Here is a 13,339-nt window from a genome sequence, read left to right as displayed (position 1 = left end):
TGCCAGGTCTGTCCCAGCCGTCCCTCGGCCACCGGACGGCCGGTGAGGAGGCCGAACCGGGATCCCGGACCCGCCGACCCCCGTAGAGCGATCTCCGGAAGCGCGGACGCGAACGGCCCGGGCGGCGTCGTGAACGCCCCCAACGGCGACCCGGTCGCGAGGGCGCATAATGGGTCACCATGACGCTTGAACTGATGCAGACCGCGGGAGCCCTCGCGCCCCAGCTGCTCCCGCTGGGGGACCCCGAGCAGCTGCTGCAGCAGCTCGGACCGTGGGCCCTGGCCGGCATGACCGTGATCGTGTTCATCGAGTCCGGGCTGCTGTTCCCGTTCCTGCCCGGCGACTCGCTGCTGTTCACGGGCGGTCTGCTGCACGAGGCACTGAACATCCCGCTGTGGCTCATGATCCTGGTGCCGTTCATCGCCGCGGTGGCCGGTGACCAGGTGGGGTACTTCCTGGGGCACCGGTACGGGCGGCGGTTCTTCAAGGACGACGCGCGGTTCCTGAAGACCGCGTACCTGCGCCAGACCGAGGACTTCTTCCACAAGTACGGGGGCCGGTCGATCGTGCTCGCGCGCTTCGTGCCCATCGTGCGGACCTACGTGCCCCTCGTGGCGGGGGCCGCACGCCACCCCTACCGGCAGTTCGTGGGATGGAACGTGCTGGGCGGCTTCCTGTGGGTCACCATCATGGTGGTGGCGGGCTCCCTGCTGGGCGGCATCCCGCTGATCCGCGACCACGTGGACCTGATTGCCATCCTGATCGTGTTCCTCTCGCTGATCCCGGTGGCCGTCCAGATCATCACGAGCATGCGGGGCAGGAGCGTGCAGAGCTGACCCGCGCGGGGCCTACGGCACGATCGTGAACTTCACGTTCCCGTCCCCGCCGCGCTCGGCCGTGCGCAGCACGTCGATGGTCTCCTCGAGCGGGTGCACGGGGCCCAGGCAGTAGTCCACGGTGACCTGGCCGTCCCGGATGCGCCGCACGGCCTCGTGGAAAGAGACGAGACCGGGCTCGGACTGGGCGGCCACGGAGCCCTGGAGCCGGACCGACTTGCGGAAGACCTCGTAGACCGGCACGGGTGCGGACTCGAAGCTCTCGTAGAGGCCGAACCACCCGACGATCCCGCGGTCGGCCACGATCTCCACGGCCTCCGCGCGCAGGGCGTCCGAGCCCACGGCCTCGATCACGAGATCCGCCCCCGCGTTGCCGGTGGCCTCGGAGACCACGGCCGTCAGCTCCTCGTGCGGCACGTGCACGGTGCGGGCACCGAGCTGCCGGGCGATCTCGAGCCGCGACTCCTCCTTGTCGGAGACGATCACCTGCTCGAAGCCCCGCAGGAGTGCGTCCTGGAGGAAGAACAGCCCGGCGGAACCGGCTCCCATGACCACACAGGTTCCGGCACGCCGGGGCGGTACCTCGGTGGGCCAGTAGAGGTTCATGGCGTAGATGCAGGTACCCATCTGCTGGGCCATGAGGTAGCGCCGCATCTGCGTCAGGTCCGAGGGGTCCACCTCCGGGGGCAGCGCCACCGCGTGGTCCTCGTCCAGGAGCATGTACTCGGCGAAGGCGCCGCCGAGCTCCCCGGGCGCGAGGCACAGCACCGCGGTGCCCTCGGGGAACTTCTCGGAGCGGGACCGGGTCACCACACCCACTCCCTCGTGACCCGGGTAGCCGGGCAGCTCGGGGCCCCGCGGGTGGAGCGTGCCGTGCAGCACGGAGTGCAGGTCCGAGCCGCACACCGACGCCGCGACCATCTTGACCACGAACTCGCCGTCCTGCGTGGCCTCGGGATCGGGCCACTGCTTCACCACGACGGTTCCGGGGCTGGGGACGTGGGTGGCGCGCATGGTGCTCCTTCGGATCGGTGCGGGTGTGCTGGTCACTCTGCACGCTACGCCATGGTGAGTTCCGGCTCACACGCAGGACGTCTCCGGCTGCCGATAGCCTGTGACGGTGCAACTTCCCCGGGCCCTGGCCCCCTTCTCCTCGCGCGAGTACACGGTGCTCGCCCTGGCCATGGGCGTGAGCGTGTTCGGGTCCGGGCTGTGGGCCGTGGCCATGGTGGCACGGGTCATGGAGCTCGGGGGATCGGCCGTGGACCTGTCCCTGGTCACGGCGGCCGGAGCCGTGGGAATGGTCGTCTTCGTGCTCGTGGGGGGAGTGGCTGCGGACAGGTTCCGCCTGACGGTGATCCTGCGGTGCGTGGAGGTCACCAACCTGGTCACGGCCACGACCATCGTGATCTCCACCTGGACGGACACCCTCGCCCTGTGGCACCTGGGCGTCGCGGCCTTCGTGTTCTCCGGGGCCGTGGGCTTCTTCTACCCGGCCTACTCCGCCGCGCTGCCCCGGATCCTGCCGGTCCACCAGCTGCTCGCGGCCAACGGCGTGGAGGGCACGGCCCGCCCCCTGCTGCAGCTCGCGGCAGGCCCCGCCGTGGGTGGTGCCCTCACGGGTCTGGCGCTGCCCGGGGCCTCCGTCCTGGCCATCGCCGTGTGCCACGCCGTGGCGCTGGTGTTCATGCTGCGGCTGCGGCTCCCGGAGCGGGGCGACGACGCCGCACAGGACGCGGCGGCGTCGCAGTCCTCGATGCTGCGCGAGATGCTGGAGGGCTTCCAGTACTGCGTGCGCACACCGTGGCTGCTGTGGACCCTGCTCTGGGCCATGACCGCGATCTTCCTGTTCATGGGTCCGCTCGAGGTGCTCGTCCCGTTCCTCGTGGTGGACCGGCTGGGGGGCACCGTGGCGGACTACGGCGCCATGCTGGGTCTCTACGGCATCTCCACGGCGGTGGGCTCCAGCGTGATGGCCTCCCTCCAGCTGCCGCGGAAGTACCTCACCACCATGATCTGGCTCTGGGGCTTCGGCACGCTGCCGTTCGGCCTGGCGGGGATGACGGACTCGTGGTGGGTCATGGCGGGCGCGCTGTGCGTGTTCGGCGCCACCGGCGGGGCGGGCCAGGTCATCTGGGGCACCCTGCTGCAGCGCCGCGTCCCCTCGCACATGCTCGGCCGGATCTCCTCCCTGGACTTCTTCGTGTCCCTGCTGCTCATGCCCATCTCCATGGCCGTGGCGGGCCCGGTCTCGCAAGTGGTCCCACCCGAGGCCATCTTCTGGGGCGTCGCCCTGCTCACCCCCGCCCTCGGGGTGGTGGCGGTATTCGTGGGCCGGATGCACCGGGACCAGGCGGAGCACCCGCTGCGCTGACGACGCCGCCGCGAGCCTCGCAGGGAGGCTCGCGGCGGCGTCGGGATACATTTCTGAACTCAGTTTATACTTGGTTCAGTATGCCTTCTGGCGCTGCTCCACGACCAGGTGGATCACCGCGAACGTGTGGTCCTCGTCGATGGCCCGGTACGCCCGCTCCAACCCCTCGGGGATCTCGGACTGCCGTTCCACCCGGACGCCCACACCGTGGAACGCCGCGGCCATGGCCGCGAAGTCCGGGTTCTTCAGCTGCGTCCCGGACACATGGCCCGGGTACTGGCGCTCCTGGTGGGTGCGGATGGTGCCGTACTCCTGGTTGTCCATCACGATCACGAGCGGGGTGGCGCCGTACTGCGCGGCCGTGGCCAGCTCCTGCCCGTTCATGAGGAACTCGCCGTCCCCGGCGATCGAAACCACGCGGCGGCCCGGGAAGTTCAGCGAGGCCGCCACCGCGGAGGGCACCGAGTACCCCATGGAGCCGTTGCGCGCGGAGATCATGGACGCGTACCCGTTGGTGGGGAAGTAGCGGTGCGCCCAGTTGGTGTGCTCACCTGCCCCGAAGGTGACCATGGCGTCCTCGGGAAGGGTCCGCACCAGCTCGGTCATCAGGGCGTCCATCGTGGCGGTGCCGTCCTGCTCGGGGCGCGGCTGCGGCGTGGAGAAGTCCACCTGCTGCTGCCGCATCCGGTGGCACCAGTCCCGCCACGTGTCCTTGACCGGCAGAGTCATCCGCACCAGGTCCCGTACGAACACGTCCGGCTTGGCCACGATCTGGTAGGTCACGGCACCCGAACGGCCGCGCATGGAGGGGTCCATGGTCACGATGAAATTTTCCTTGGACCAGTCCTGGCGCACCAGGAACCCGTTGGTGATCACGTCACCGGGGACCGTGCCCACGAAGACCAGCAGGTCCGTCTCCTCCATCAGGTCGAACGTGGGCTTGGGGCGCCCGTACCCGATGGGACCCACGTAGGAGGGGGAGCCGAAGGGGACCGTGCCCTCGCAGCGCCACTCGGCCGCGGCGGGGATGTGGTGCTCCTCGAGCCACCGCGTGAACCGCTCGGCGCCCTGCGCACTCCAGTCGTTGCCGCCGAACACGAACAGGGGCTTCATGGACTGCTGCAGTGCGGCCTCGAGGGCCTTCCAGTCGTCCACGGTCATCCCACCGCCGGCCACGGGGATCTCCGGGTGCAGCGTGGCGTCGATCTCGCGGGTGATGACGTCCTCCGGGAGTCCCACCACCACGGGGCCGGGGCGACCGGAGCGGGCCGCGAACATGGCCTCGGCCACGTACTCCGAGGCGCGCTCCGCGTGGTCCAGCACCATCACGCGCTTGGCACCGGAGGCGAACCACTGGTGCGGGTCGAACTCCTGGAAGGCCTCCTTCTCCCGGTGCTCGAACGGGATCAGCCCCACGAACAGCACCATGGGAGTGGAGTCCTGCCACGCGGTGTGCAGACCCACGTGGGCGTTGGCGGCGCCGGGGCCGCGGGTCACCATGGCCACACCGGGGACCTGGTTCATCTTCCCGTCCGCCTCCGCCATGTACGCCGCCCCGCCCTCGTGGCGGCACACCACCGTCTCGATGGCCGAGCCGTGCAGGCCGTCGAGAACGTCCAGGTAGCTCTCCCCGGGGACCACGTACGCGCGCTCGACGCCGTGCGCCGCGAGGGACTCGACGATCACGTGCCCCGCGGACATGCGGCCCGGAGCTGCGGTGGCGGTTGGCTGCGTCATGGGAAGGTCTCTTTTCGCCGTCAGGACGGGCGCCGGAACCGGAAGGCCGCAGCGCCCACGAGTGTTCTTCGCAAAATACCCGACGGCGGGAAAACGCACGGCAATGCGTCCAGCATGCGACACGGACGGGGTCAATGACGCCGTCCGCCCCGGTCTGCGCAGATGCAGGCCGGGGCGGACGAGAGGTGTGGTGCGGGGGAGCCGGTCAGTCGTGCATGTCCTCGAGCTCCACGTTGTTGGTCTCGCGGACCATCTTGATGGTGAACACCAGGGACACCACCGCGAAGAACGCGTAGATCCCGTACGTCAGACCCAGCGAGTTGTTGGACATCGTGGGGAAGGAGACGGTCACGGCCCAGTTGGCCAGCCACTGCACCGCACCGGCCACGGCGAGAGCCGCACCGCGGATGTGGTTGGGGAACATCTCGCCGAGCAGCACCCACATGAGCGGGCCCCAGGAGACGCCGAAGAACACCACGAAGAGGTTGGCCGCCACGAGAGCCACGGGTCCCGCCACGGGGCCGAGGACCGGGGTGAGCTGACCGTCCACCATCTCCTTGCCGGCGGTGGCGAAGATGAAGGACATGACGCCCAGGGTCACTGCCATGCCGCCGGAGCCCACGAGCAGCAGCGGCCGCCGCCCCACCTTGTCCACCAGGAAGATGGCCACGATGGTCACGAGCACGTTGACCACGGAGGTGGCCACGGAGATGGCGAAGGAGTCGGACTCCTGGAACCCCACGGACTCCCACAGCGTGTTGGAGTAGTAGAAGATCACGTTGATGCCCACGAACTGCTGCAGGGCGGCCAGACCGATGCCCACCCAGACCACGGGCTTGAGCCCGGCCATGGAACCGCGCAGGTCCGAGAAGCGCGGCTTGCGCTCGTTGTTCACGGTGGTGCGGATCTTGTCCACGCGGACGTCCACGGCGTCGTCGCCGTGGATCCGGGACAGCACGCTGCGCGCCTCGTCCTCGCGGCCGGCGGCCACCAGGAAGCGGGGGGACTCCGGGATCAGGAAGGAGCCGATGCCGTAGAGCAGGGCGGGGACGGCCATGATCAGGAACATCCAGCGCCACGCGGCCAGCCCGAGCCACAGCTCCTGGGAGGCCCCGCCGGCCCAGGTGGCGAGCAGGGCGTCCACGAGCAGGGACAGGAAGATGCCCAGCACGATGCCCATCTGCTGCAGGGAGCCCAGCCGCCCGCGCAGGTGGGCGGGGGAGACCTCGGCGATGTAGGCGGGGGCGATCACGGAGGCCACGCCCACGCCCACGCCGCCGATCACGCGCCAGAAGACGAGCCACTCGATGGACTGCGTGAGACCGCAGCCGATCGCGGAGAGCAGGAACAGCAGGGCCGCCACCTTCATGACGGGGATGCGGCCCGTGCGGTCCGCGATGCGGGAGCCGAAGAAGGCACCCACGGCGGCACCCAGCAGGGCGGCGGCCACGGCGAAGCCGAGCGGCCCGGGGCCCACGTCGAAGGTGGACTGGATGGAGGAGACGGCGCCGTTGATCACGGCGGAGTCGTATCCGAAGAGGAGGCCACCGAAGGCGGCCACGGTGGTGATGCGAACCACCGCAGCGGTGTTCGTCTGGTGGTGCTCCGTCGGGTGTGCTTGCGCCGCTTGGCTCATCCCACAGCTCCCTTGCTGTCGTGAAGTTCAACGCTCGGTGGATCCCGCACCCCGCCGTCCGCCGTGCACAGCTGGACGCGCGGGACCAAGGGCGCGGTCAGCGAGAACCGAGCCTCTGTGACCGTGGATGCATGTGGAGCGGCCGCCGGGGTGGACGGTGACCCCAGCGTAGGACTCGCATCACAGAATGTCCATGAGTCGAACACAACGGCGCGTCCTGCCTTCTCTGGCTCGGTGGGCGGACATGGCATCTCGCATCAGGCTCCGCGAGGACCTCTTGCGCCGGGCCCCGTGTGCGGACAACCCTGCGGATTGATCGCCGCCGTCCGGCGGGGCGGGTGGCTCACACGGGGAGGGGGGTTCCCGCCCGGGCGAGCAGCAGCGCACCGGTGAGGTGCGCCCGCGGGCCCAGCTCGGACGCGGTGATCAGCACCCGGTCTGCGCGCTGCAGGGTGTACTTCTCCACGGTCCGCCGCAGCGGATCGAGCAGCAGGTCCCCGGCGAGGGCGAGGTCACCGCCAACGACCACGAGCTGAGGGTTGAGCAGATTGCACAGCTGGGCCACGGCGCCGCCGATGAGGTCCCCGGAGTCCGCGACCACCCTGGCGCACCCAGGATCTCCCGCGAGGGCCGCGTCCACCAGGTCAGCCACCGTCTCCAGCGGGCGTCCCGACGAGTGCACGAGACCGAGCACGGCGGCGGAGGACACGAAGGTCTCGAGGCAGCCTCTGTTCCCGCAGCGGCAGAGTCCGGCCCGCTCGTCCAGGGTGACGTGGCCGATCTCCCCCGCGGAGCCCGTGGCGCCGCGGTAGAGCCGGCCGCCCAGGACCAGTCCCGCCCCCACCCCGTGAGAGACCTTGAGATAGGCCATGTCCTGCGCGTCGCGTCCGGCTCCGAGGGAGTGCTCGCTGACGGCACCCGCGTTCGCGTCGTTCTCCAGGACCACGGGGCAGTCCAGGATCCGGGAGGCGAGGTCCTGGACGTCCATACCCGCCCAGTGGGGCAGGATGGCGGCGGAGTCCAGCTCCCGCCCCCGTGCGGCCACGGGGGCGGGCACCGCGATCCCGGCCTGCAGGAATCGTTGCGAGGTGATGCCGAGCTCGTGACGCAGCTCGTCGGCCATGCCGCGCGCGGTCTCGAGGACCGCGGCGGCGCCGTGGTCGGGCGGCAGCTCGCGGCGCTTCTGGGCGAGGATCTCCACATTGAGGTCCGCCACGGCCACGGCCACGTGACGGTGGCCCACGTCCACTCCCAGCAGGTGCCCGGCTCGGGGACTGAAACGCACGCTCTGACCCCTGCGTCCCCCGTGGTCCGGTTCCACGGCGAGCAGGTCGCACCTGGTGAGCTCCTTGACGATCGAGGAGACGGTCGACGGCGCCAGGGCCGTCTCCCGCGCGATTCGCGCCTGGGTCACGGCCCCCAGTTCGCGCACGGCGTCCACCACCCGTCGCCGGTTGGCCACGCGCAGGGCCGTCTGTGATCCCGGAGCGGTGGGGTTCGCGACGCGTGCGGCAGTCTCGGCCCGCGCGGCGTTGCACTCCGCCTCGTGGGGGCTGCCGACCGTGGCTGGGTGCGGTGGGCCTGGCCGACCCGCGGCGGGGCGCTCCGCGGGCAGCGCTGTGGGTGAGGACGCCATCGTCTCTTCCCTTCTCGAATGCTCGTGGTGGCCTGAGTGTAGTCAACGTTCGGGCAACGAACGCGGGGTCTGAACAGGAGGAGATAACTTCCCTGCGGGGGCTCAGGAAGGGCCGAAGTGCATCCGGGGAGCGGGCACTGCACATGCCTGGGAAAGCATGCAACGTTATGAGGTCGCTTTTTTGCGCCTCGTTTCACGTGAAACGTGTGCCTGCTGTCGCCACGCTGGGCACGACACGCCAGCACCAGGTTTCACACGGTGTCTCGTGTCACCATTGCTGTATGACCAATCCGGCGCAGTACACTTCCCCCTCGCCGGGCGGGTCCCCGTGGCACTTGCCGCAGTTGCGTCACCGCGTGGCCGTTCCTCTGGTCGTGGTGCTGCTAACAGCGACAATCGGCCGTCTGCTGGTGCTCTCACCGCAGGTGACCGACGCGGAGACCGCGTTGCTCGAGGGGCTGTCCCAGCATCGCAACGTCCTTCTGGACGGCATCGCCACCCTGGCACAGTTCACGCTGTCCAACGGCGGGGTGGTTCTCATCATCGCGGCCATCATCGGCTGGCTTGCCGTCATCCGACGCCGTCCCCTCGACGCCACGGGGTTCGCCATCGCCGCGCTCGCGGGCTGGGGCGCGGTGGGTCTCGTGAAAGTCCTGGTGGAACGTCCCCGCCCCGCGGTTGCCGGCGATCCACTGGAAGTGGTTGCGGGATCGACGTCGTTCCCCTCCTCCCACACGGGCGCCCTGGTCGCCATCGTCCTCGCCCTCAGTTTCGTGGCCTCGCGCCGACGGACCCGGCGCAACGTGCTGCTGTGGGGCACCCTCGGCGTGGCCGTGGTCGGCGCCGCCCGCGTGTACTCGGGGGCCCACTACCCCCTGGACGTCCTGGCCGCCCTGCCGGTGGCCTGGGCGGGGGTGATGGTGGGAACCGCCGTGGCCAACAAGGTGGTCCCCGCCCTGGCCTTCGGGTTCTCCTGGCAGCAGGCGGGTGTGTCCCTCGAGGCACCCGCCTCACGCCGCGCCGCGGCCCGGACAGCGGCTCCCGCCAAGGCGCCCGGCTCGACGGCCCGCCGCACCACGGGCTCCCCCGACACCCGCGATCCGCAGCGCTCGGACCGCGCGGCCTGATCCCTGAGTCCCACTCGGGCGCCCAGTGCCGGTGACGGGTGGACCGCGCTGAACCATCGGCGGGCACGTCCGGACAGGACGTGCGCTCACCCCCCAGGACGAACGACGGCGGGGCCGAACCTCTGGGAGGTTCGGCCCCGCCGTCGTCGTGTGATTCTGTGCGCGGAGTGTCCGGGGCGTGCCCGCGGCCCCGGTCCCGGGAGGAACTTGCGTCGTTCACCCATGGCAGAACCCTCAGCGTCGCCGTGGACGCCGCGGGGCTTGCCGCGGTCGCCCGGCGGAGTGTCAGTCCTGCGTGTACTCGGCCTTCACGCACAGCACGGGGCACCCGGCCTCGAGCAGCAGGCGCTGCGTGGTGGGCGCCATGATGAGCTTGCCCACCGGTGTGCGGCGGCGGGTGCCGATCACCAGCAGCGTGGTGTGCGCGCGGTCGGTGACGTCGAGGATGGTGTCCGCCGGATCGGCGTCGTCCGCCATGGGGACCAGCTCGTAGGCGACGCCGCTCGCGTCCAGTGCGGCGCGGTCCTCCTGCACCGCGGCCTCGGTCTCCTCGGGGCCCGTGTGGCGGCCCCAGCGCTTGGTGTGGTGGCCCTGGACCACCACGAGGTCCGCGGCACGCAGCTTGGCCTCGTCGATGGCGGCACGCAGAGCGGCGCGCCCGGCGGGGGTTGGCAGGTATCCGACAACGATGTTCATGGGGTCTCCTGGTCCGTCACGAGGTGGGTTCTGGGGTGGGCCGGGGACCTCAGCGGTCCACGTCCTCGAGGTGGGCGATGTCCTCGGGGTGCTGGAAGCGCGTGCGGCGCCCCGTGAACAGGCGGGCGTAGAGGAAGTTCACCAGCCACAGCACCACGCCGAGGGCGATCAGCACCAGGGCGATCTGGTACTCGATGGTGTCCTGCGCCCACGGACCCAGCAGGAACGCGCACGTCACGGCACCCAGGTAGGGGAGTACGCGCGGCGCGTGGAAGTAGTCGTGGCCCTCCTGCGAGCGGTCCCGGCGCAGGATGATGGCGGCCACGTTGACCACGGTGAACACGCCCAGCAGGAGCAGGGCCGTGGTGCCACCGAGCGCGGATGCTGTGCTCTTGCCCATGATGTTGTTCACGACCACGATCAGCAGCATGCCCAGGGCGGTGGTGAAGAGGATGGCCGTCCAGGGGGTGCGGCGTCCGGGGAGGACCTTGGACAGGAACCCGGGGATGACACCCTGCTTGGCCATGCCGTAGAGCAGGCGCGAGGCCATGAGCATGTTGATCAGCGCGGTGTTGGCCACGGCGAAGATGGTGAGGAACGGGTAGATGGTGTCGATCGGGATGTTGGGCGCACCGATCTTGACCACGTCCAGCAGCGGGGTGGTGGACTCGCTCAGCTGGCCGATGGGGACGATCGCCACGGTGAACAGGGACACCACCACGTAGATGACGCCCGTGATGCACAGCCCGAACAGCATGACCCGCGGGAAGTTGCGGGTGGGGTCCTTGGTCTCCTCGACCATGTTGACGGAGTCCTCGAAGCCCACGAAGGAGAAGAACGCCAGGGAGGTCACCGAGGACAGCGCCAGGAACATGTTCTTGTCCTCGGCGGTCTCGAAGATCATGGTGCGGCTGAAGTCCGCGTTGCCCTGGAACGCCGCCCAGAAGCCCACGAGGATCACGATCAGCAGGCCGGTGAGCTCGATGACGGTGAGCACCACGTTGAGCTTCACGGACTCGGAGACGCCGCGCAGGTTGACGAGCGCGAGCAGGGCCATGAAGCCCACGGCCACGAGGGTGATGCCGAACGGGCTCAGGTCCAGGTGGAAGCCCTTGGCGAAGTTCGCCGCCACGGTGCTCGATGCGGTGGCCGCCGAGGTCAGCCCGGAGCACAGCACCGCGAAGGTCACCAGGAAGGTGAGGAAGTGGATGCCGAAGGCCTTGTGCGTGTAGAGCGCCGCACCGGAGGCGCCGGGGTACTTGGTCACGAGTTCCAGGTACGAGAACGCGGTGATGGTGGCCACCACGAACGCCACGAGGATCGGGGCCCACGCGGCGCCGCCGATCTCGCCGGCGATGTTGCCGGTCAAGGCGTAGACGCCGGTGCCCAGGATGTCGCCCACGATGAACAGCAGCAGCAGGCCCGGGCCCATCACGCGCTTGAGTTCTTGGTTCTCCCCCGAGGGGTCCGTGCCCCCGGCTGCGGCCGTGTCACGGCCCGTGGCCGACGACGCCGGTGTGGCGCCGTTCGGCGTAGCTGAACTGCTCATGTTGTCCTCCGCGGATCGACCAGAGTGCGGCCGCGCACGGTTCACCCGCTCGGGGGTTCGACCTGTGATCCGCGGCTCATTGCGTACAGGTAACCCTAAGCGATGACGCGTGCTGCGGGGCTCATCGTGACCGGATCGGAAAAGGCGCGTCCCGCGCACCCATGAAGGGTGGCGGGACGCGCTCTCAGGCGGAGAGGTGGATCAGCGAATGCCGCGCATCATCTTGAGGATGGGCTTGGCGACCAGCAGCATGACCACGCCGAGCACGATGGTGACCGCACCCATGGTGCCGAAGTAGGCGACCTCGTTCTCGCGGCTGTAGAACTCGGCCAGCGAGCCGGACAGTGCGGTGCCCAGCGCCACCGAGAGGTTGTACAGGGCGACCATCTGCACCGGGAACTTCCGCGGTGCCAGCTTGGTGGCCAGGGACAGCCCCACGGGGGAGAGGAACAGCTCGCCCAGGGTGGCGACGAAGAGGATCAGCACGATCCAGCCCACGAACACGGACGCGGTGTCCGCCTGGGTGATGAACAGCAGGAACGCTGCGCCGATCAGCAGCAGCGCGATGCCGAACTTGACCGGCGTGCTGGGCTGGCGGGTTCCGAGCTTGGTCCACACACCCGCGAACACCATGCCGAGCAGGATGATGAACACGGGGTTGATGGACTGGACCGCGGACGGCTTGAACTCGAAGCCGAAGATGCTCAGGTCCAGACGGGTGTCCGCGTAGACGGCCAGCACGGTGAACTGCTGCTGGAACAGGGCGAAGAATGCCGCTGTGGCAATGAACAGGGGGATGAAGGCGACCACTCGGGAGTGCTCCTCCGGGGAGAGCCCCTTGTCCTTCAGCATGATGACGAACAGGGCGATGGCCGCCACCAGGGAGACCAGGACCACGGCACCGGACAGGTTGCCGGGGTTGAGAATGCCGGTGAACAGCAGCACCAGCACCACGGCCACGAAGCCCACGGCGATGCCGATCCACTTGCCGTACTGCGAGCGGGGCAGGGGGTTCGCCACCGTGTGCACGGAGTCCGGCAGGCCCTTGCGGGTGAGGAAGTACTGCACCAGGCCCAGGGCCATGAAGAAGGCGGCGATGCCGAAGCCGGCGTGGAAGCCCCAGGTGCCCCACGCGAAGCTCGTGAGCAGCGGACCGAAGAGGGCGCCGATGTTCACGCCCATGTAGTAGATGGAGAAGCCGGCGTCACGTCGGGGGTCGTTGCGCTCGTAGAGCGTGCCCACCAGGTTCACGCACGTGGTCTTCAGGCCACCGGAACCCACGGCCACGCACAGCAGGCCGATGGCCAGACCGGGCACGCTCGGAATCAGGGCCAGCGCGATGTGGCCGATCATGATCAGCACCGCGGAGGCGAGCATGGTGCGCTCGGAGCCGATCAAGCGGTCGGCCACCCAGCCGCCCAGGATGGAGCACAGGTACACGGTGCCGCCGTAGGCGCCCACGATGCCTGTCGCCACACCCTGGTCGAGGCCGAGGCCGCCCTCCGCCGCGGGGTAGTACATGTAGTACAGGACGAGGGCCTGCATGCCGTAGAAGGAGAAGCGCTCCCACATCTCCACGGAGAAGAGGTTGGCCAGCATGCCGGGCTGACCGAAGAAGGTTTTCCTGCCCGCGGGGTTGTGCGGGTCGATGGACGGGTTCGGATCGTTCGGCGCGTTGCCGGTGAGGCCGCTGCCTGGTGTGCTCTGACTCATAGGTCACCATGATGCACCCGGATGCCCGGGGAACT

At 69.5% G+C, this 13,339-nt stretch carries 10 protein-coding genes; 3 read left to right on the top strand and 7 right to left on the bottom strand.

Going from position 1 to position 13,339, the window contains the following annotated elements; translation table 11 throughout:
- Window positions 1-179 precede the first annotated feature (179 nt).
- A complete protein-coding gene (locus AABM36_RS02080; RefSeq protein ID WP_423447076.1) occupies window positions 180-836 on the top strand; it encodes a DedA family protein in 657 nt (218 codons plus the stop codon).
- A 12-nt stretch (window positions 837-848) separates the two neighbouring features.
- On the opposite strand, the gene AABM36_RS02075 is transcribed toward AABM36_RS02080, so the two are convergent.
- Window positions 849-1,850 carry a zinc-binding dehydrogenase gene (locus AABM36_RS02075; protein WP_423447074.1) on the bottom strand — a complete coding sequence of 334 codons (1,002 nt, stop codon included), beginning with the start codon at window positions 1,848-1,850 and terminating at the stop codon, window positions 849-851.
- Window positions 1,851-1,956: 106 nt separating this feature from the next.
- Here AABM36_RS02075 and AABM36_RS02070 point away from each other — a divergent pair, with 106 nt between their 5' ends.
- The gene (locus AABM36_RS02070) at window positions 1,957-3,210 is read left to right on the top strand and encodes an MFS transporter (protein ID WP_423447072.1); all 1,254 of its coding nucleotides are present in this window, start codon (window positions 1,957-1,959) and stop codon (window positions 3,208-3,210) included.
- A gap of 75 nt (window positions 3,211-3,285) precedes the next feature.
- Here AABM36_RS02070 and AABM36_RS02065 read toward each other — a convergent pair whose 3' ends face one another.
- From AABM36_RS02065 to AABM36_RS02055, 3 genes are all read right to left on the bottom strand, one after another.
- Window positions 3,286-4,947, bottom strand: a complete 1,662-nt coding sequence (locus AABM36_RS02065; protein WP_423447070.1) for a thiamine pyrophosphate-dependent enzyme — start codon at window positions 4,945-4,947, stop codon at window positions 3,286-3,288.
- Window positions 4,948-5,152: 205 nt separating this feature from the next.
- A complete protein-coding gene (locus AABM36_RS02060) occupies window positions 5,153-6,583 on the bottom strand; it encodes a sugar porter family MFS transporter (protein WP_423447069.1) in 1,431 nt (476 codons plus the stop codon).
- A 343-nt stretch (window positions 6,584-6,926) separates the two neighbouring features.
- A complete protein-coding gene (locus AABM36_RS02055; protein ID WP_423447067.1) occupies window positions 6,927-8,219 on the bottom strand; it encodes an ROK family transcriptional regulator in 1,293 nt (430 codons plus the stop codon).
- Between the two features lie 356 nt (window positions 8,220-8,575).
- Here AABM36_RS02055 and AABM36_RS02050 point away from each other — a divergent pair, with 356 nt between their 5' ends.
- Window positions 8,576-9,346 carry a phosphatase PAP2 family protein gene (locus tag AABM36_RS02050; protein ID WP_423447065.1) on the top strand — a complete coding sequence of 257 codons (771 nt, stop codon included), beginning with the start codon at window positions 8,576-8,578 and terminating at the stop codon, window positions 9,344-9,346.
- A gap of 285 nt (window positions 9,347-9,631) precedes the next feature.
- Here the strand turns inward: AABM36_RS02050 and AABM36_RS02045 are convergent, their stop codons facing one another.
- From AABM36_RS02045 to AABM36_RS02035, 3 genes are all read right to left on the bottom strand, one after another.
- Window positions 9,632-10,042, bottom strand: coding sequence for a universal stress protein (locus AABM36_RS02045; protein ID WP_423447063.1), 411 nt, complete (start codon window positions 10,040-10,042; stop codon window positions 9,632-9,634).
- A 49-nt stretch (window positions 10,043-10,091) separates the two neighbouring features.
- A complete protein-coding gene (locus tag AABM36_RS02040; protein WP_423447061.1) occupies window positions 10,092-11,591 on the bottom strand; it encodes an APC family permease in 1,500 nt (499 codons plus the stop codon).
- Window positions 11,592-11,792: 201 nt separating this feature from the next.
- Window positions 11,793-13,304, bottom strand: coding sequence for a peptide MFS transporter (locus AABM36_RS02035; RefSeq protein WP_423447059.1), 1,512 nt, complete (start codon window positions 13,302-13,304; stop codon window positions 11,793-11,795).
- Window positions 13,305-13,339: the final 35 nt, after the last annotated feature.

It is taken from the genome of Kocuria sp. KSNUG (genome assembly GCF_049532735.1).
Taxonomy (GTDB): Bacteria; Actinomycetota; Actinomycetes; order Actinomycetales; family Micrococcaceae; genus Kocuria; species Kocuria rhizophila.
The sequence above is the reverse complement of the archived record's forward strand: the minus strand, read 5'-3'. Positions and strand labels throughout refer to the sequence as shown.